Annotated in this window: 15 protein-coding genes; 14 read left to right on the top strand and 1 reads right to left on the bottom strand. The window is 35.9% G+C overall.

What is annotated here, in order from left to right:
* Window positions 1–268: 268 nt before the first annotated feature.
* From IGI50_RS19785 to IGI50_RS19765, 5 genes are all read left to right on the top strand, one after another.
* Window positions 269–1,573, top strand: coding sequence for a glycosyltransferase family 2 protein (locus IGI50_RS19785; RefSeq protein ID WP_438778247.1), 1,305 nt, complete (start codon window positions 269–271; stop codon window positions 1,571–1,573).
* A gap of 126 nt (window positions 1,574–1,699) precedes the next feature.
* Window positions 1,700–2,785, top strand: coding sequence for a non-hydrolyzing UDP-N-acetylglucosamine 2-epimerase (wecB, locus tag IGI50_RS19780; protein ID WP_438778441.1), 1,086 nt, complete (start codon window positions 1,700–1,702; stop codon window positions 2,783–2,785).
* 532 nt (window positions 2,786–3,317) lie between these two features.
* Window positions 3,318–3,731, top strand: a complete 414-nt coding sequence (locus IGI50_RS19775) for a hypothetical protein (RefSeq protein ID WP_438778246.1) — start codon at window positions 3,318–3,320, stop codon at window positions 3,729–3,731.
* Window positions 3,732–3,904: 173 nt separating this feature from the next.
* Window positions 3,905–4,159 carry a hypothetical protein gene (locus IGI50_RS19770; RefSeq protein ID WP_438778245.1) on the top strand — a complete coding sequence of 85 codons (255 nt, stop codon included), beginning with the start codon at window positions 3,905–3,907 and terminating at the stop codon, window positions 4,157–4,159.
* Between the two features lie 71 nt (window positions 4,160–4,230).
* Window positions 4,231–4,905 (top strand): hypothetical protein, encoded by a 675-nt coding sequence (locus IGI50_RS19765; RefSeq protein WP_438778244.1) that lies wholly within the window; start codon window positions 4,231–4,233, stop codon window positions 4,903–4,905.
* A 229-nt stretch (window positions 4,906–5,134) separates the two neighbouring features.
* Here IGI50_RS19765 and IGI50_RS19760 read toward each other — a convergent pair whose 3' ends face one another.
* Window positions 5,135–5,971 (bottom strand): AraC family transcriptional regulator, encoded by an 837-nt coding sequence (locus IGI50_RS19760; protein WP_438778243.1) that lies wholly within the window; start codon window positions 5,969–5,971, stop codon window positions 5,135–5,137.
* 129 nt (window positions 5,972–6,100) lie between these two features.
* On the opposite strand from IGI50_RS19760, the gene IGI50_RS19755 reads away from it, so the two are divergent.
* The 9 genes from IGI50_RS19755 (at window position 6,101) to IGI50_RS19715 (ending at window position 20,378) form a co-directional block, all read left to right on the top strand.
* Entirely contained in the window at window positions 6,101–7,597 is a 1,497-nt protein-coding gene (locus IGI50_RS19755; RefSeq protein ID WP_438778242.1) for an amino acid permease, read from the top strand.
* The gene (ebgA, locus tag IGI50_RS19750; protein ID WP_438778241.1) at window positions 7,594–10,650 is read left to right on the top strand and encodes a beta-galactosidase subunit alpha; all 3,057 of its coding nucleotides are present in this window, start codon (window positions 7,594–7,596) and stop codon (window positions 10,648–10,650) included. The genes IGI50_RS19755 and ebgA overlap by 4 nt, the downstream gene beginning before the upstream one ends.
* 253 nt (window positions 10,651–10,903) lie before the next feature.
* Window positions 10,904–11,335: a MarR family winged helix-turn-helix transcriptional regulator gene (locus IGI50_RS19745; protein ID WP_060789172.1), complete on the top strand. Its 432-nt coding sequence runs from the start codon at window positions 10,904–10,906 to the stop codon at window positions 11,333–11,335.
* Window positions 11,328–13,583, top strand: a complete 2,256-nt coding sequence (locus IGI50_RS19740; protein ID WP_438778240.1) for an ATP-binding cassette domain-containing protein — start codon at window positions 11,328–11,330, stop codon at window positions 13,581–13,583. The genes IGI50_RS19745 and IGI50_RS19740 overlap by 8 nt, the downstream gene beginning before the upstream one ends.
* A gap of 158 nt (window positions 13,584–13,741) precedes the next feature.
* On the top strand, window positions 13,742–14,305 hold the full coding sequence (locus IGI50_RS19735) for a methyltransferase family protein (RefSeq protein WP_438778239.1): 564 nt from the start codon (window positions 13,742–13,744) through the stop codon (window positions 14,303–14,305).
* Between the two features lie 492 nt (window positions 14,306–14,797).
* Window positions 14,798–15,895, top strand: a complete 1,098-nt coding sequence (locus IGI50_RS19730; protein ID WP_060789169.1) for a tyrosine-type recombinase/integrase — start codon at window positions 14,798–14,800, stop codon at window positions 15,893–15,895.
* Between the two features lie 703 nt (window positions 15,896–16,598).
* The gene (locus tag IGI50_RS19725; RefSeq protein ID WP_438778238.1) at window positions 16,599–17,762 is read left to right on the top strand and encodes a nucleotide sugar dehydrogenase; all 1,164 of its coding nucleotides are present in this window, start codon (window positions 16,599–16,601) and stop codon (window positions 17,760–17,762) included.
* A gap of 165 nt (window positions 17,763–17,927) precedes the next feature.
* Window positions 17,928–19,337 carry a glycosyltransferase gene (locus IGI50_RS19720; protein WP_438778237.1) on the top strand — a complete coding sequence of 470 codons (1,410 nt, stop codon included), beginning with the start codon at window positions 17,928–17,930 and terminating at the stop codon, window positions 19,335–19,337.
* 294 nt (window positions 19,338–19,631) lie between these two features.
* A complete protein-coding gene (locus IGI50_RS19715) occupies window positions 19,632–20,378 on the top strand; it encodes a LytR/AlgR family response regulator transcription factor (protein ID WP_438778236.1) in 747 nt (248 codons plus the stop codon).
* Window positions 20,379–20,891: the final 513 nt, after the last annotated feature.

Below are 20,891 nucleotides of genomic sequence, written 5' to 3'. Positions count from 1 at the left end.
AATAATACTATTTTTTAAACGAAAAAACACAAGGATACTAATTATTTGTAAGCTTGAAATAAATAAGTATACTTATTTATGTAAAATGAGTTCATACGGAAGACGATTGAAGACTCTAGTTTGTGATTAATCCTTCTTAATATTAATTATAAATTCGAAGGAAATAAAAAAACACACATTATGATATTGAAATCCATTTAATTTATGGTCGTTTATATTTTTTCGTGTAAACTATGAACTCATAAATATATGGAAAGAAGGTTACATTATGTTTAGATTACCAAATTTTTTATTTGAACCATTAGTACTTATTTCTATCATCTTGATCATTATTGTCTTTGGGAATCTACTATTTTTTACAGCTCTATCCATTTTCGGCTTAAAAAAACCAAAAAGAGATTATGAAATCGTTTCGCCGCAAAAAAGATTTCTCTTTTTAGTTCCTGCACATAACGAGGAGGATGTTATTGCAGATACAGTAAAGTCACTCATTGATCAGGAGTATGATCCAGATCTATTTGACATCGTGGTCATTGCAGATAATTGCACGGATAGAACGGCGGAAATTGTTAGAAGTTTAGGGAAAGCCAAAGTCTTTGAAAATGTCTCCAAACCAGACGAACCCAGAGGCAAGCCCCATGCGATCGCCAAGTATATTGATACAGGTGACTGGTTGCGCTATGACTTTATCGCGTTTATTGATGCAGATAACATTGTTGAGCCTAACTATCTTACGGAAATGAACTCTCAAAGTATCGCTCATCCTGAACTTGTTGTCATACAAGGGTATCTTGGTATGAAAAATGTTGTCAGCTCGATAACTGCATCGGGCTATGCTGCTGTCTATTTCATTACAAATAGAGCCGTACAATATGCAAACTATGTTTTAGGGTGGAATTCTGCCATCGGCGGCACGGGTTTTATTCTAGATACAAAATACTTGGAGAAACGCGGATGGAACCCAAGAAGCTATACGGAGGATTTTGAGCTTCAGGTGGAATTGTCCATAGAAGGAATGAAAAGTGGCTGGAATCATTTTGCAGTTGTTCATGATGAAAAACCGAATTCCTTTATAGCTAGTCATAATCAACGATTGCGTTGGGCGCAGGGACACTGGTATGTTGCCTTTACAACGACGTTTAAACAGTTGATCTCATGGTTCAAATCACGAAGTTTACCAGAATTAATGAGTAAGATTGAAACACTTTTCTATTCTTATTCGATGGTAAGACCCGTTGCTTTTTTAATTATTTTAGCGTTCTCACTTATTGACAATCGCTTCTTTGTTTATCTTCCACATATTTTTTCATTGCTTGTTTTTTGGGTATCTATGGAATGTTTGAATTTTTTGATTATCCCAACAGTCTATTTCCTAGAAGAAGCGACACCGTACTTTGAGGCACAAAATAATTTTTGGAGAAAAATAATTCTTTTCTTCCGCTTAGTTTATAGTTTCATCTACAATTCTATCACTTATATGATTGCCCAAGTTTTTGGGTTTGTATCGTGGTTCAGACCACAAAACAAATGGAATAAAACCGTTCATAACGCGAAATTCGAAAAGGTTGGTTAGAAAATGGAAAAGCATTTGAGTTTAAGAAATTTATCATTTGTCAGCTTAGTAATTGGAATTATTGCTTTCTTTTTAATCAGTCTATAGGTAAAGGGGATCAAGATCTTGCAGAACAAAATTAAGGCGATGATCATTTTTGGAACAAGACCAGAAGCGATAAAAATGGCACCTTTAGTAAAGGTGATGGCCAAAGATGAGCGGTTTGAAGCGACAGTCGTTTCTACAGGGCAACATCGACAAATGTTGGATCAGGTATTATCGGTTTTTGAGGTCACTCCCGATTTTGATCTAAAGGTCATGGAAACAGAACAGACCTTGTCATCGATCACCAACAAAGTCCTAGTTGAATTAGATAAAGTGATTAAGGAGGTAAAGCCAGATATTGTTTTAGTTCATGGAGATACGACAACAACATTTGCTGCTGGTTTATCTGCTTTTTATAATCAAATCCCGATGGGGCATGTAGAAGCTGGTTTGAGAACCTGGAACAAATACTCTCCCTTCCCAGAAGAAATGAACAGACAATTGACGGATGTTCTAGCGGATTTATATTTTGCCCCAACAGAAGTGAGCAAAAACAATTTGCTAGCAGAAAATCATTCTGAATCAAAAATATTTGTAACTGGCAACACAGCGATAGATGCGATGCGGTATACAATTACTGAGCATTATAAAAATGAAAACTTAGATGAAAAGAAGAAAAATATTTTACTAACTATGCATCGCCGAGAAAATTTGGGTGAGCCGATGGTAGAAGTTTTTCGAGCAATCAATCGTTTGATCACTGATTTTCCAGATATTCAAATCATTTTTCCGATCCATAAAAATCCAGCTGTTCGAAAAATTGCTAATTCTGTATTAAACAAGTCAGATCAGATCAAAATAATCGAGCCCCTTGATGTGACGGATTTCCATAATTTTGCCGCGAAAAGCTTTCTGATTTTAACAGATTCAGGCGGTGTTCAAGAAGAAGCGCCATCCTTAGGCGTACCGGTCTTGGTTTTGAGGGATACGACTGAGCGACCTGAAGGAGTGGAAGCTGGAACACTGAAACTAGTTGGAACCAGTGAGCAAAAGGTATATGAGACCACGAAACAATTGCTAACAGACACTGTTCTTTATCAACAAATGAGCGAAGCAGTCAATCCGTACGGAGATGGGTATGCCAGCGAAAAGATACTTGATGCCATATATTTGAGCCTGCGATCATAAAAAAACATTAGTGGTTTTCTGGCGAATATGGATAAAACCAGCTTAGTAAGATCAAAAACAAAAAGCAGTCAATTGTTGACTGCTTTTTGTCTTGTCCAATGCGTAATTAGGGTAACGTTGTCCCTTTATTGACAACCACGGGGTATTAAAGGTGCCTTTTCTAAACAATCAGAACAGTTGAATGACATTCGCAGACTTCTTCTGTTTGTATTGCAACAAATAAATGAGCGCGTTTTCCTCTCATGTACTCGATGCACCGATTCTAGTTGGATATTGATTCTGAGTCATTTTTATGTAAGACACTTAAAATCAAGATATAAAAAAGGCGATAAAATTTTTGATATTCCGGTAGAGTGGACTACTTATAAAATAACTATAAAAATTTAATTTTCTGATGATCATTAAATATTAATGTTTGATATGATTGAGGTATCCTTTGAATAAATGAATTTAAATAACGATTTAAAAAATACTTCCATAATATCCCTATCAATAAGGAGAAGTGTGGAAACAAAAGAAATGGAGAGATTTTATGAAGGTAAAGTTTGAATTATTTGAACAGGAGCAGCAAAGTATTTTGCTGGATGGGATCCATTCTAACCGTATTGAAATAAGTCTAGTGGGCTCTCTAGTGATTATGGAGGAAAGTAACTGGATTTTTTGTCAGGAAGAATATCAGGAAAGCATTCAGGTTGAAGCAACTAAATATCCGAATGCGGCAGTATTTTTGATTGCCATGAAAAATTCTCAAAACATCATGTTCCCTTCGCAAAAAGAAATGATATTTGAATTTTCCGAAAACTGGTTCAATGAGTGGCAAAAAAAACTAAAAGAAGAAGGGTGCTTAAAAAATGAAGAATCGTTATCTAAAATTATAATACCTGTTATTGTAAAAGACTATGAAGAAAAAAGAGTAGTAGGGAAACTTTTTTTCTTATTTGAGTGAAAGCAGATTTCCTCTATATTAATAATATTTTATCAGATATTCTATTTATTTGAGAAGCCTTGAAACTTTTTTATTTATAACTAAGGTTATAGTTAATGTTTTTTATAATCAATATTATCATTATTTTATAAAGTGAAAGCGCTTTATAAAATTCTTTTTAGGAGGATAGATTGATGGCAAACATGTATGGCGGAATTATTATTCCAGAATCACCAATCATCACGGATGAGCACAAGCGGTTGGTGGAGGAAGCACGAAAATCGTTATTGGATGGGAATAAAGTTACTCCCCAAGTTTTATTAGGTATGCAGTTGGTGGCTGGGACAAATTATTGGATTTTATGTATGGCTGAGGGACTTTCGCCAGAAGGTGGAAAAAATGGGTGGTCTATAAGATCAACCAAGATCCTCAAGACAATGTTTCGCTAGTAGAAATAAAAGATTTTGAATTTTAGGTGTCAGTAATTCCAAAAAACAAAAAAATCGGAGGAAATATTAATATGATGGAAATGAATGAGACAGTAGAGCTTGAGGTATTAGGTGGTATTTTAGAGGATTTTCCGACCAAAGATGCGACAGCCAATTCCAGTGTCAGCTCGGAGGAATTACAGAAAGTTTCTATTAAACGCGGAAAGGGGAGATTGGTACAGGACGGTGCTCGAATTTCTCGTGGAGTAAAGGGAAAGTTGAAGGTTAACATCAAAGTGACCACCATCAGTGAGGAAAACTTTAAAGAGATTGTCCATCAAGTGACGAATACTTATCGTGGAGAGCACTACGAGCAATTAGAAGAGCGTGCTCGACATAATGAGGGAAGGACCTCATGGCTGCTTGGTCTATTTGGGATTGCCAGTGGAGGAAGTTACGATAAGTATAGGAATCAAACAACTATTAATACTGAAGTACGAGACACGAAACTTCGTGACGCGGTTAAAGATGTGTTCAATAAGGCAGAAGAAAGCTGTAAAGTTATTGGTGATTTTGAAATGGTTGGTATGGGAACGGAGACGACCGCTACGGTATTTGCGGAAGTGATGACTATTGAAACAGAGGATAAAGAGCATAAAATTCAAATAGTGAGTGACCGTGCAATACCTGGTAATGTTGAAAGCGGTTCCGGAAAGGATATCCAACTGACTTCTAGCGATGTGCTGGATATCGTTCCATTTTTATAGGAACAACTTGCAATCAGTATAACTGTTTCAATTTTAAAATTAGAAAGCAGAAATTAAGAAAGCGGTGAAATTCCTTCATGAGGAATTTCATCGCTTTTTACATGCTGGCTAGAAAGGCGGCGCTTAAAGCTATTAAGATTCTGATCTTTTTTTGGTGTTAGTGGAAAACTATCAACACTATTTTTTGTAGAAATGGCAACAGTCTACTTCAAATGTAATTCTGTTTGTTTTACTTGATAATAAACTTCTTCCGATATGTGGAGGGTGAAATATTGAGTTTAGAATGGAAAAATTTCGAAAAATAGGAAGAGGAAGAAAATCCGGTTTCATAGGCGATCTCCGTAATCGTCAACGAACTTTTTCGCAACAGGGAGCAGGCTTTTTGCAGCTTCAAATCCTGGATATACTCACTCGGACCAATGCCTTTGTAAGATTGAAAAAGTTTGTAGAGATAAGTCCGATCGATGCTGTTTGCCTCTGAGATTTGGTTTACGCTTAGGTTTTCTGATATATTCTCATCGATATAATTCAGGATGTTTTTAAAGAGCTGCTCACTTTGCGAATAATCTTGTTTTTTTAAGTTCATTCGGTCGATGGTATCGAATAGAATGAAGGAAGAGGCCATCGTTCGGAAATGATTTTCCTGTTTAAAGGCCTCGTAAATATTTTGAAATAAGACGTCGATACGATGATCGAAGGAATGGCTGATGACGCAGTGATTCTTAGCTAAATTTAGTTTGGAGAAGCATTGGTCTACTCGTTTCCCCGAAAAGCCTACCCAGCGATAGTGCCAAGGGTTCTCACGATTTGGATAATAAACATTTTTACAATTTGAAGGGATGATAAAAAAATCACCTGCTGTAATCTTTCTTTCAGGAAAAGAGGGCGTCGAGAAATATCCTTCTCCTTCGACACAATAATGAATTACCCAGTAATCGATAGGAGCGTACTCTGTTGGCTTGGTTGAGCGACATTTCTCAAATCCGACTTCGCAAATATGAAACTCCGAGCTTATTTGATTGTTGTTAATCAAGATGCTGATATCGCTAGGTAATGAGTTGTACATGGGTAGTCTCCTTCTCACATTTTTTGAATAGGCAACATTATTACAAGTTTTTGGAAACATTTCTTATTTTTTATATCATGAAAGCGCTATAAAATCAATGTGTAAATAAATATTGAAAGGATGTTTGAGATGGAGAACTCTAATTCAAGACAGCGCTTGGGGTCGGTTGCATTAATGTTGATGACCTTTTCTGCAGTTTTTGCATTTCCAAGTATTGTCAACAATAGTATCCAAATTGGTCTAGCAACAATTCCAGGCTATTTATTTGGTACGATCTTTTACTTTTTACCATTTATTTTGATGATTGCGGAATTCGCTTCAGCCAATTCAGGGAAGGAATCTGGGGTCCATAGCTGGCTGCAATCAGTTCTGGGAGAGAAATGGGCATTCCTAGGTGCTTGGTCTTATTTTTTCGTGAATCTATTTTTCTTCTGCTCCTTGTTGCCGAATACGTTGATCTACGGGTCTTATGCTTTTGTTGGAAGAAATGTGTTTCAAGGCAGCAAGAGTACGGTGATTATTGCAATTATTTCAATCTTGCTATTTTGGCTGATGACATGGGTCTGTATTAAAGGTGTTTCATGGATTTCCAAAGTAACTAGCTTTGCTGGCAGTGCGCGGCTATTTATGGGTGTAGCTTTTGTTGTCTTGGCTTTTGTGGTTGTATTTGGTTTTGGTAAAGAACCTGCACAGGACTTTACGATGCAGTCAATCACCCCAAGTTTCAACTGGACATTCTTCATGACGATGGCGTGGATTCTACAGGCGGTCGGTGGAGGCGAAAGTATCGGTGTTTACATCAAAGACGTGAAGGGCGGGAATAGCACCTTTGTTCGTACGATGATCGGTGCAACGATTATTGTCGGCATCATGTATGTTTTAGGCGCGGTTGCAGTAGGTTTTATCGTACCGTCAGAAGTCTTAAAAGGTAATTTCTCAAATGGCATCTTTGATATCTTCAAAATCTTAGGAACGCATTTTCATATACCAAACGGGGTGATGGTACGACTAGTAGGATTGATTCTTTTTATCGGGAGTTTAGGTTCTTTAGCGCTATGGACAGCAGCTCCTGTGAAAGTCTTCTTCTCTGAAATTCCAGAAGGTGTATTTGGTAAATGGCTAGTGAAGACGAATGAGGAAGGGAATCCGACAAATGCGTTAGTTGTTCAAGGTTTTATCGTAACATTGCTTTTGATCATTCCTGCATTGGGAATCGGAAACATGGACAGTTTTCTTTCAACATTGATCAATATGACAGCATCTACATCCTTATTGCCGGTATTGTTCTTATTGATCGCCTATATTGGCTTACGATTGAAAAAGGATGCGATGCCTCGCAGTTTCCGTTTTGGTAGTCGCCCCTTTGGTATTGCGGCAGGAATTGTTTTGCTGCTGATATTTATCTTTGTCTTCTTTATGTCGACGGTTCCAGATCCTCAGTTAATCATAGCAGAGGTAAATGGCACATTGCCTGTGGGTGAAGCAAGTCCAATCGGTATGCTGGTCTACAATATCGTAGGGCTGGTAATATTTATGGGCTTTGCGTGGATCTGCTGGAATCGTTATGAAAGAAAGACAAACTTGCTTACTAAAGAAGAGACAAATGTAGAGGTGACAGGAAAATGAAAATTTGGGAAAACTATCAATTAGATCAGATCAATCGTTTAGAACCGCGTGCGCATTTTTTAACGTTTCCAACAAAAGAGAAGGCGTTGTTGAATGAGAATAAATACACACATGCCTTTAAAAATTTGAATGGGACATGGAAATTTTTGCTGGTAGATGCGCCGGAATATAGTCCAAGCAAGTTTTATGAGCCGGATTTTGATACGAACGAGATGGCAGATATCAAAGTCCCCGGCAATTGGCAGGTGCAAGGTTATGGAAAGATGCATTATTCCGATTTGTGGTACAACTTTCCAATTAATCCACCTTATGTTCCAACTGAAAACCCAACAGGAATCTATAAGCGACAATTTGTGATTGATGAAAGCTTTAGAGAAAAGAAAATCATTCTTCGTTTTTGTGGTGTTGATTCAGCATTTCACGTTTGGGTTAATGGGAATGAAGTGGGCTACAGCAAGGGTGCTAGAAATGAAGCGGAATTTGATATTACCGAGTTTGTTCAAGAGGATGCCACAAATGATCTAACCGTGAGAGTGTATCAATGGTCGGATGGTACGTATTTAGAAGATCAGGATATGTGGTGGCTTAGTGGAATATTTAGAGATGTGGAATTGCTTGGCGTTCCTTATGCCGGTATCAACGATATCAAGGTTGTCGCTGATTTGGATGGGGACTATAAAAACGGTTTGTTGAAACTGTCGGTCAAATTCCGTGAAGAACAAGGGCAACGCCTCGAGGTCGAGTTGATGGCTTCTACTGGTGAAAAAGTCTTCACTCAATCTGTGGAAGGCGACTTCCTTCAAGCGGAAATTCCTAATGCCGCACATTGGACGGCGGAAACACCAGAACTGTATCGACTGCTGGTTTCCGTTTATGAAGGCGACAAGCTCATTGAAGTTATTCCGCAAAAGGTTGGTTTCAGAAATATTCGACTGGCGGGAGAAGTGTTCTTAGTCAATGGTGTGGCGATCAAATTCAAAGGAGTCAATCGCCATGATTATCATCCTAGAAATGGTCGTGTTGTATCAAAAGAGGAAATTGAACAGGATATTATTTTGATGAAGCAGTTCAACATCAATGCCATTCGAACCAGTCATTACCCGGCTTCTTATTATTTGTACGATCTATGTGACGAATACGGGATGTATGTTATTGATGAAACAGATCTGGAATGTCATGGCTTCGAATTAACAGGAAAATACGATTGGATCAGCAACGATCCGAAATGGGAAATGGCCTATGTTTCCAGAATGGTGAGAATGATCGAACGAGACAAAAACCATCCGTCTATCATTCTTTGGTCGCTAGGAAATGAGTCTGCTTTTGGTCATAATTTTATCAAAATGACTGAGGTCGCAAAAGAAATGGATCCTACTCGCTTAGTTCACTACGAAGGGGATTTTGAGGTAGAAGCGGCAGATATTTACTCAACGATGTACACTTGGCTAGAGCATCCAACAAAGAAACCACTGATGCGAACAATTATCGAAGAATCGAAAAAGCCGCATATTTTATGTGAATATTGTCATGCCATGGGAAATGGTCCAGGTAACTTAAAGGACTATCAAGATCTTTTCTATGAACATGATAAATTGCAAGGTGGATTTATTTGGGAATGGTTTGACCATGGGATTGAATCCTATACTGATGATGGGGAAAAATACTATCGCTATGGTGGTGATTTTGGTGATGATCCATCGAATAAGGATTTTTGCATCGATGGAATGTTAATGCCGGATCGAACCCCTTCTCCAAGTCTGTACGAATACAAAAAAGTTATTGAACCAGTCCAAACCACAGCGATCGATTTGAGTAAAGGGGAAATTGAGCTATTAAGCCGTTTCGATTTCCAGAATCTGCAGATTTTTGATTTGTATTATTCGATTTTCCAAGATGAAACCTTAATCGAAGATGGCACGATCTCCTTGCCATCGATTCCAGCACGGGAGAAAACAAAACTCACGCTGCCTTATCAATTGGATTTTGCACCGAAAGCAGGAGCACGATATTTCTTGAATATTTCTTACCAATTACGAGCAACGACAGCCTACGCAGTGAGAGGATATGAACTAGCTTCTGCGAATTTTGAACTTCCCATTCACACTGCAGGCATAGGAATTGTACCAAGGGGAAAATTGAGTATAAATGAAACAGAAACGCTGCTGCGTGTAGAAGGGGAAAACTTTATAGTAACCTTTGATACAGTTCGGGGAACGCTTCAAAAATTAGTAAAAGACGGTCAATCGATCATTGAGCGAGGACCGAAATTCACGATGTGGCGGGCACCAATTAGTAACGATATGGAAATTATCGATGAAATGAAGAAGAAGCATTTTCTGCATTTAGAGCATGAAATCGTGAACTCTTTTGAGTGGGAAGAAATCGATCAAGCGGTGCAAGTCCGTGTGAAGACGATCAATTCAACTACAAACAGCGCGTGGCATTACAAGTGTGAATACACCTATACGATCTATGGCAGTGGAGATATTCTCTTTGACCTAAAAGGAACGCCAAGTGGAAAAATCGATACCGCACCAAACATGCTTCCGAGATTAGGCGTGTCTATGCACGTGAACAAGGACTTGGATCAAGTGAAATACTTAGGACGCGGACCAAGAGAGAATTATGTGGATTCAAAAGAGGCAGGCTATCTTGGGGTCTACACCTCAACCGTCGAAAAAATGTTTACGAACTATGTAGTTCCTCAAGCTAATGGAAATAGAATGGATACAAGCTGGGTAGCTCTTACAGATGATCGCGGACAAGGCCTTTTCGCGGAAGCAACCACTGGATTCAACTTCAGTACTTCCTATTACGAGGAATCGGATCTGGATCATGCCAAGCATACGTGTGAGTTAAAAGAACGAGACTACATTGTCATGAATGTCGATTACAAACAAAATGCATTAGGAAGCTATTCCTGTGGGCAATGGCAGTTGGAGAAGTATCGAACAACTTTTGAAGCCTTCGATTTATCTTTCAGACTCACTGGATTTAATGCAAAAGAAGCAGATGCCGTATCCCTGTCGCATGAGGTAATTAAGTTTCAGTAATGAATAGCAATACTCCTTTCCCTTCAGTTATGACTAAGTGTTATTACTGAAGGGGAAGGAGTTTTGCTTATTCTCTGTACATCCATGGGATTATTTTTGGATTTAAATGGCATCAAAATCTATTGCTAAAAAACATTTTTTTCAGCAAACGAACAGCTTCTAATGAATAGATTTCTAGGTCAAAACACTTGGCGTATAGTTTCTTTTTTTATATAATTTCCATATAGAAACTATATTCAAGGAGGACTTATAATTGACTCAGTTAGAGAATGTATTAAAAAATTTGCAATGTGAATTGGTGGCAGAAAGAACAAGGATTAATCCTCAAACGATTAGTTGGCTTCAATACGATATTTTAAATATTCTAAATTCAGAGTCCGGGCTGCTGCCATCCAAAATTAGTATTTTACTTGGAACAAATCGAACAAAGCTGTCAAAGGCATTAAAGGAATTAAAAAGAATGAACTATATTAAACAGAAGCCAAGTGAGAAAGATGGTAGGGAATTACTTACTTCTCTAACAAAAGACGGCCGCCATTTGCTAGCTCAAATTGACAATGGGCACACCCATCTTTTACAAGTTGCAAATTCAGTTTTTGAAGCGGAGGAAAAAGAGCAATTCAAGTATCTGGCAGAAAAGTATCTGAATGCCCTTAAGCTAGAGAGGTTGGAATATCATGAATGAGTACATTTCAATAGAAGGAGCTAAAACAAACAATTTAAAGAATGTTTCTCTTGAATTCCCTAAATATCAAATAAGTGTCGTTACTGGTGTTTCTGGATCGGGTAAGTCTTCATTAGTATTTGATACTTTAGCTGCTGAATCTCAACGATTATTAAATGAAACCTACTCCAGTTATATTCAACAGTTGCTTCCACATTATACTCAACCCATCGTCGATAAAATAGAAAATTTGCCAGTCTCTATTGTGATTAGTCAAAAGAAAATAGGAGGGAACGCTCGCTCGACAGTAGGTACTGTGACAGATATATATTCTAGCTTGAGAATCCTATTTTCAAGAATCGCGACCCCTTTCATTGGCTACTCTATGACATATTCGTTTAATAATCCTCAAGGAATGTGTGAGATGTGTAAGGGATTAGGTGAAACGAAGCAGATTGATCTATCTAAATTGATTGATTTTGATAAGTCTTTAAATGATGGAGCGATTGATTTCCCTACCTTTCAGCCCGGCGGTTGGCGTCTGACTAGATATACAGAATCTGGTAATTTCGATAATGATAAAAAAATTAAGGAATATAATGAAAGAGAATTGGATCTTTTACTAAATGATCTCGGAAGCTCTCCGATTCATCCATCTGCAAAATGGCCAAAGACTGCCAATTATGTTGGAGTTATTCCAAGAATTACAAAAAAATTCATTGAAAAAGAAAACGATAAATATACTGAACAGTTAAACCGAATTTTAAAAGTGAAAGAATGCCCTAGCTGTCGAGGAACTAGAGTGAATAAACGAGTTCGCTCTGCAAAAATTAATGATAAATCTATAGCAGATTGTGTAACCATGCCTATTTCTGAGCTAGTAACATTCGTCAAAGAGATCAAATCTCCTGCCGTTCAGATAATTTTAGAGGATCTAATTAAAAAATTGAAGAGTTTGGAGGATGTTGGCTTAGACTACTTATTTCTTAATCGTCCAACGACAACCCTTTCAGGAGGCGAGTCTCAAAGAATAAAAATGACCAAACACCTGAACAGCGCTCTTAGTGATGTTCTATATATTTTTGATGAACCAAGTATTGGGCTTCATCCAGAAGATATTCAAGGAATATCAAAAATAATTAAGGGGTTAAAAGACAAGGGAAATACGGTAGTGCTGGTCGATCATGATCCAGATATTATCGAAATTGCGGACCATATTATCGAAATTGGTCCAGGTGCTGGTGAGAAAGGCGGACATATTACCTTTGAAGGCACGTATGAAGAACTGTTGAAGTCAAATACAGTGACCGGGAAAGTGTTATCTACTAATCTAACGATTAATCCAGAAAGAAAGAAATTTTCTTCTCAGTATACCTTAGAGAAGGTCAGCTTACACAATGTTACAAGAGCTTCGATAAAGATACCCAAGCAGTCCTTAACAATTGTAACAGGAGTAGCCGGTTCAGGTAAGAGCACCCTCATTCGCTACCTTTTTAAAAGTAAATATCCTGAAGCAAATATATTAGATCAGAGTCAGATAATTGGCAGCGTTCGTTCAAATGCCCTTACGTATTTAAATGTATTCGATAAGATTCGAAGCATATTCGCTCATCATTCAGGCAAAAGCGCATCGCTTTTCAGCTACAATGGTCAAGGAGCTTGTCCTATCTGTAAAGGGAAAGGATACATTAAACTAGACTTGGCTTATATGGGGGATGTTGAGCAGGTTTGTGAAGCATGTCATGGGAAAAGATATAACGCTGAGGCTCTTTCTGTTTTATGGCAGGGCTTAAATATTTATGAACTCTTGCAATTGCCAGTTAATAAAGCGATAGATTTATTTGACGATGACGGACTAACAAGAGTTATGCAGGCTCTCATTGACGTCAATTTAGGATATATAAAGCTAGGTCAGTCTTTGGATACGTATTCCGGTGGAGAACGCCAACGGTTAAAGATAGCTAAGATAATTTACCAAGAGGCATCTGATTTATTAATTTTAGATGAACCATCAACAGGGCTGCATGAAAGCGATATTGATAAATTGCTTCTTTTATTCCATAAGCTTTTAGAAAAAAAGAAAACATTAATCGTTTTAGAGCACAATCTCAAAATTATTAGTAATGCCCAATGGATTATCGATATGGGACCGGGTGGAGGTAATCTAGGTGGGAAGGTATTATTTGAAGGGTACCCAATTGATTTATTAAAGATGAAAGACTCCTACACGGCAAAGCATTTACAAAGGTATATAAATGATAGAAAATAGATCAACACGTATCTCTGGATAACATGTTCTAGTATAGGATAGTAATAGAAAGTGTATAGAAATTGGGTCCATTCTGTCACTTTCTTTTGACTTGTCCTTCTTCATATGAAATAATAAACATATGAATAATTTATCATGTGTTTGAAGGAGGATAAAAGATGATCATCAACTATTTAACGTTGCTAGGAGCGGCACTGTTTTATTTGATTTATTTGGTAAAAGGGTGGTTATTAAGAAAACAGGGAATCACCGTGAACCTATTAGGAGATAAACGTCGTTCTCGCGAAAAGTATTTTGAAATCGTTTTACGGGCTCTGACTGGGTTCGGAGGGGCTATTCAATTTGTGGCACCGTTTTTGTTCGAAAGGAATTCGACTAGCTGGGGGTATCTAGGTGTGTTCCTGATTTACTTAGGAGTTCTGCTGTTTTTAATTGCTGTAAAAGCAATGGGGTTGAATTGGCGGGCAGGGTTCAATGAGGAACAGAAGACCAATCTAGTTACAACTGGGATTTATCAGCTTAGTCGCAATCCGGCCTTTGTCGCCTTTGATTTGCTATATATCGGCTTTGCTTTTGTCTTTCCAAATTTTTTGATGATTCTGACCGCTTTGATTGCAATTTTACTATTTGATTTACAAATCCACGGAGAAGAAAAGTTTTTACTGAAAACATTTGGCGAGCGATACCGTCAATATCAGACAAAGGTGAGAAGGTATTTTTGATCATCTCTGATATTGAGATAAAGACAAGTAATTCGGTGATTTTAATGGGTGCGTTGCTGATTTCTCTAGTTATGTAGAAATAAGAAAGGAAACCAAAACAATATGAAAACGCCTCCAAAATGGTTTGGAGGTGTTTTTTTGTTGCTAAAATATAAAAAACATCAGAGAGAAAGGCGGGTTTTTCAGAAAAGACACAAATGAAAGATATCCATTTTTTTGTAGCATAGCGTAAAAAAAAGTTATTTTTTCTTGGATTGATGTAATTCAAGAAAAAATAACTAGAATGATTCTAAAATGTAAATTTAGTATAAAATACAAATCATTTTTTTTCAATATAAACTATAAATTTTTCGAAAAAAAGAGAAAAAATTACCCATGTAGATAAAGGTTCATGATTTTTTAGAAAAAAATGTGGAGCAATTGCCTTAAACTGGCTACTTAATTTTTAGCCGTCAGAAACGCCGTCACTTTAGTGCAAAAGGGGATTAAATTATGAGTCGTCGTGGAGAAAATATTTATAAAAGAAAAGACCAACGCTGGGAAGGTCGCTACATTAAATTTAGAAAAGAATCTGGTCGTATTCAATATGGCTATGTTTATGGCCATTCTTATAAAGAAACGAAAGAAAAACTTCTATTAAAGAAATTTGAATACCGAAAGGTTCAAAAAGAAGAAGCTAACCAATATTATCCATGTTCATTCAAGGACTGGAGTCAAAATTGCCTTGAAAATTGGAAGGCTACGATTAAGGATTCTACCTATAATACATACAAATATAAATTAGAAAAGTACATTCTTCCGTATATAGGAAAGCAACGTTTAGTTGAAGTGAATCAGAGGCAGCTAAGCCAATTAATTGAAAATTGGAAAGGATTAAAGCTATCAGCGCAGATGATCCATATGTTATTTCAACTAGTTAGTAGAATATTTCGAGATGCTTTTAATAATAGATTAATTTCTCAAAATCCATGTACAAGTATTACCTTACCAAAGCAAGAACTGAAAAAAGTGAATCCATTATCTTTAACTGAACAAAAATGTTTAGAAAAAACTGCAAGGTTAGAAAAAAATGGAGAGTTAATTATTATCGCTCTTCACTTAGGCTTGCGTATTGGTGAAATATCTGCCTTAAAGTGGGAAAATATTGATTTTGAAAAAAAGCAGCTCCATGTAAAGGAAACCTATCAACGTCTAAATAAGCTTTCTAATACAGCGTTATCTATTGGGCCGGTAAAAACGCGTTCATCCAATCGTATTCTTCCATTAACGGATCAAATGATTGTGCTATTTCAAAACTTAAAAAAAGATGATTCACGGTCCTTTGTTTTTCAAGTAAGAGGCAAACCGATGGAACCGCGTTTAATTACCTACTATTTTCATAAAATTCGAGAGAAGGCAGGTTTGTCAGAAATCCATTTTCATCAGTTGAGACATACGTTTGCAACAAGATTGCTGGAATCAAAAGTAACCATCACTTCAATTAGCGAATTATTAGGACATAGATCCACACAGATGACGTTAGATATATATGCCGGAACCGTCTTTGATGAAAAATATAGTTCATTAAAAATGATGGAGAGGGTTGTTTGATTATCTACTAAAAAACTAAAGATAACGAATGATTTTTTTCTAATGCACGTTTTTAAGAAGCGTTTTATGCAATTTTCAATAACGTTTTTTTTAGAAAAAATCATTCCTTATTCTTTTTTTATACCGTCAATTAGCCGTCAGCAATTTTTTTTAAGAGCTATTTAGTAACTAAAATCTCTGTTTTTCTTAGATTACATCAATCCAAGAAAAAATAAGTTTCATTGGAACCACTAGATATTAGTCAAGATAACAAAAGAATTATTGATTTTTATCTAATAGAAAAAATGAAGGAGTTAGCACATGAACATTGATTAAAGTAAATAAATTCCATTTTAAATCAAAAAAAAACGATGAAGACTATCTCAGGATAAATTCAACATTCATATTACCGCATTAAGAATATCATATCCTACTAACCAAGAAAACTCATACAAATTAGGAATTTGATTAGATTTTACAATGGTTTTTGAGGAGTTTGCTGTATCAGAAATTTTTAGTCAAGCTAGTTTGTTTGAGAATCGAAAAAATAAAATCTCAAGAATATCTGATTTTCGGTTTTTTAAAGGATGACTCCTTAGCAAGAGCTTTTTGATGATCAAAGATTACTTAAATTAGCAAAAAAGCATAAATGGACATAATGGCAAATTTTTGCCACTTTGGAAATTTTTATACAGTTCATATTAGAACAGAGGTGTGTTAGTTATTGAATATTTCCGTTTTCGGATTAGGGTATGTAGGTCTCTCAAACGCTTTACTATTAGCTCAAAATGAAAGTGTAGTTGGATACGATGTAGATTCGAAAAGAATTCAACTTTTACAAAAGAAGAAAAGTCCAATTGATGAGCCGGAATTTCAAGACTTTTTGTCAAAAGATTTAAATGTACATTTTACTGATCAGTTTAATGAAGCTGTAACGCACGGAGAGTTGTTAATTATTGCAACACCAACGGACTATGATGATAAATCGAATTGCTTTGATACTTCTTCAGTAGAAATGGTTATCCGCCGTGCTTTGGAGATCAATCCTGAGGCACTCTTTTTGATCAAGTCTACCATACCAATCGGTTTTATAGATTCCTTAAAAGAGCGCTTTTCAACAGATCATTTCATTTTTTCACCCGAGTTCTTAAGAGAGGGGAAATCCTTGTATGACAACCTATTTCCTACAAGAATAGTTATTGGCGAACGGAGTCAACGAGGAGCTGAAATCGCCGAACTTTTTTCGCGAAATGCACAAATCGATAATGTACCAATTTTGCTGACAAATTCTAGAGAAGCAGAATCAATAAAATTATTTTCAAATACCTATTTAGCTATGCGGGTAGCTTATTTTAACGAATTGGACTCCTACGCGGAACAGTATGGCTTAGACACTCGCAGTATTATTGAAGGTATTGGGTTAGATAAAAGAATTGGTAATTTTTATAATAATCCCTCCTTTGGATATGGTGGATATTGCTTGCCTAAGGATAGTAAGCAATTGTTAGCTAGTTATTTAGAGGTACCAAATGACTTAATTAAGGCAATTGTTGCGTCAAATGAAACGAGGAAAAACTTTATTGCAGATCAAATTTTAGAGCAAAAGCCTGAAGTTGTAGGTATATACAGATTAACTATGAAAACAAACGCCAATAACTTTAGACAGTCTTCAGTTCAGCATATAGTCAAGCGCCTTCAAAAGGAAGGAATCAAAGTGATTATTTATGAACCAAGTATTGAAGAAAACAAGTATATGGAGGCGTTTGTTCTTAATGACTTAGAGACGTTCAAAAAAACGGTGGACATGATTGTGTCGAACCGAATGGATAACAATCTGCAGGATGTCTTGGATAAAGTCTATTCAAGAGATATTTTTGGTCGGGATTAATGAGAATCTGCAGATAAAATCCTTTCTCAAAATAGGAAGTAATAATTTTTCTAGTTTATAGGTAGCTCTTAATCATCGAAAAAGGATTTAAAGTCCTAACTATCATATATAAGGATGTGTTTTAATTTGTACGTTTGGCTTCTGTCATTATTATATGTAGCTGTAATGATTTTATGTGGGTTAATCCTCTCATTGCTAGGAGAGAAAAATGAAGAAAACAGGATACGAACTTTTGCGAATGATTCCAAAACTAGTTTAAAGCGAAATAAATGGCACAAGATCACGTTGGTGATGTACCTTCTCTCCTTTGTATTAGTTCTCATCTATCATCATTATTCAATCAACACTATTTTGTTTTGGACGATTCCTTTTGTTGTGATTGCGTTCTTATGGAATAGTTTTCTAACAGTTTCTTCCTATTTCAACCCAATTTACATTTGTCCTGAAAATCGATCCATAAAAGAATTTCGCACAGCAGTTATTATTCCTGTTTATAACGAAGATAGGGAGCTATTCAAAAAAGTATTGAATAGCCTGTCTCTTCAAACCAGTTTACCTGACTACGTATATGTGATTGAAGATGGATCACTTGAAGAAAACAAGTGTGAGGACTTATTCAATGAGTGGAAAGATCGTTTTCCTAATAGTACGAAATATATTTATAAAGAAAATGCTGGTAAACGTGAGGCTCAGGCGGTAGCTTTTAATGAACTAAAAGATTTAGTAGATATTTTTATAACGATAGACAGTGATACAATTTTAAATGTCGATGCTATAGAACAAGGATTATATCCCTTCTTTGACGAAGAAATTATGTCAGTAGGAGGGGCACTTTTAGATTATAACAACAGTGATAATTTTTTGACGAGATCAGTGGGGGTTTCTTTTGTTTCCGCTTTTTCAAATGGTCGATCTGCTTATTCTCGTTGGAAGGCTGTCAATGTGAACCATGGCTGTTTAGCTTTTTATCGCTCTGAAGTAATTAACAGTTATATTGATCATTATCTGTCACAAATTATTTTTTCGCAGAAAGCTAAATTTGGTGATGATCGCATGCTAACTCAATATGCGTCGATTATGGGAGATACAGTCTATCAAGAAACATCAATCGGCTATACCTTGAATCCAGTAAAACTAAGTCATCTGCTACGACAACGTACAAGGTGGTGGAGAAGCTTTTGGTGGGGTGGACTTTGGTTTATCCAAAATCAAAGCCCTAAAAAAGCTGCGTGGTGGATACAGCTAAGTCATTACATCTCTTTTGGTGCATATACTCCTGTGTTCATTGCTGTCTATTTTTATTATCCTATTGTGAATAGACAATTACCAATTATTGTCTTGCTCTATATGATTGCATTGGGCTATTTTAGAAATATTCGTACGTTAACCTTTGAAAGAAATGACATGAGCAAACTCTCCCAGTTTATTTCCTACCTTGTTTTCTCTCCATTTTCAACGATTATTAATCTTTTAATTTGTAGTATTTTACAGATATACGGCTTACTCACTGTATGGAAAGTTGCGAGCTGGGGGACGCGTGAAAATGTAGAAGTAGGAATTGATGAAGGGAAATAAACTAAGTTTTCGTAGCATATACGTGCACGCGGTTCATGTTTTAAATATAATTTTCAAAAGACGAACTCTACTAATTTTAAGAGTTCGTCTTTTTAGTGATTAATAATGTTAGCTATTTATTGGCTGGTTTAAAAATGAAACTCTGTTCAATCAAGTATAAAAATTTTCTCAAAATTTTTTCAATTTTATCTTCTGAAAAAAGGCTATATATAAAAGGTCGTATTATTATTTGAATGTATCTTTTTTTGGTATCATAAAAATGAGTGAGATAGTTAATTATAGTGGGTGAAAAAATTGAAAATTTTTGTAATTGATGATCAATTTGCTATAAGAAAAAAAATAATTAAGATTGTCAGTGAACTAAATCGTGAGTCCTTTGAATTTGTAGAGGTAAGTAATGAACGAAGCTTCTATCAGGAACTTGATGCTCTTGAAATTACCGATTCGGATCTTTTTTTAATTGATATTGAATTAAAGAATTATTTTAATGGAATTGATTTAGCCGAAAAAATTAGGAGAAAAAACGCTGATTGTTTTATTGTATTTATTACTTTTTTTGAAACCTATGGGATTGAAGTGATTAATCGTCAGATTATGCCTTTTGCCTATTTAAGCAAAAACTTGCCAATGGATCAACTTATTGCAAGATCTAGAATATTAATCGACAGTTATTTAAGAACTGTTCAAGATAGAGAGAGTAATGAAATGAAAATAACAGTTGAGTCGAATAACCAAAAAGTTATTGTTTATGAAAAGAACATTCTATACGTATCAACGATACCAGGATATAAAAAAATGCTGTTGATAAAGATCGTTGAGGGGGAGATGCTAGTATCCAGTCGGCTCAAGGACATTCGAAAACAATTAAATGGCCCTTATTTTTTTAAAGAATTAAAGTCGTTTATCATTAATTTAAATAAAATTGAAATAATTAATCAAATTGAAGGGATTGTGCAGTTTGAAGATAAAACAATTCTAGACGTAGGCATTACTGGTACGAGAAAAATAAATCAATATTTAAGAAAGAATGATTTAAAATGACCAATACCTATTCTATTGCACTCTATGCACTGAATTATATGATCATTTTGTGGACTCTATTGAACCATCAATTTATTTTTCAGAAGGGGACGAATTTCTTAACCATTTTTTTGATCATTTCTTTTGCCATAAGTTTCTTTTTCCATGATCTATATGCCGTAATTTATATCTACGTATTGTATGTAATAGAGTATTTGATTATGAGGCATTATTTATCGAGTTGGCTTTTGCCCTCTGTACTCATTATTCTACAGGATATGTTAGTAACTTTTGTTCGATTGGTCACTTTTTACCTCCCTGTCTATTTTTCCCAAAATTCCATTTTTACAAATATGTACGATCTTTTTTTGATTGCGTGTATTCAAGCCATTCTTATAGCGTGTATTTCGTATATTCTGAAAAGATTAGATAAGAAATACAGAGTTGCCCCCATGCTAAAAGAGTTAAAAAAGAATTATCCATTCTGGTGGGCTACCCGTCAATAGGACAATGAAATAATGAATAATTTTTAGA

Source organism: Enterococcus sp. DIV0170 (assembly GCF_051710765.1).
GTDB lineage: Bacteria > Bacillota > Bacilli > Lactobacillales > Enterococcaceae > Enterococcus_A > Enterococcus_A raffinosus.
The sequence above is the reverse complement of the archived record's forward strand: the minus strand, read 5'-3'. Positions and strand labels throughout refer to the sequence as shown.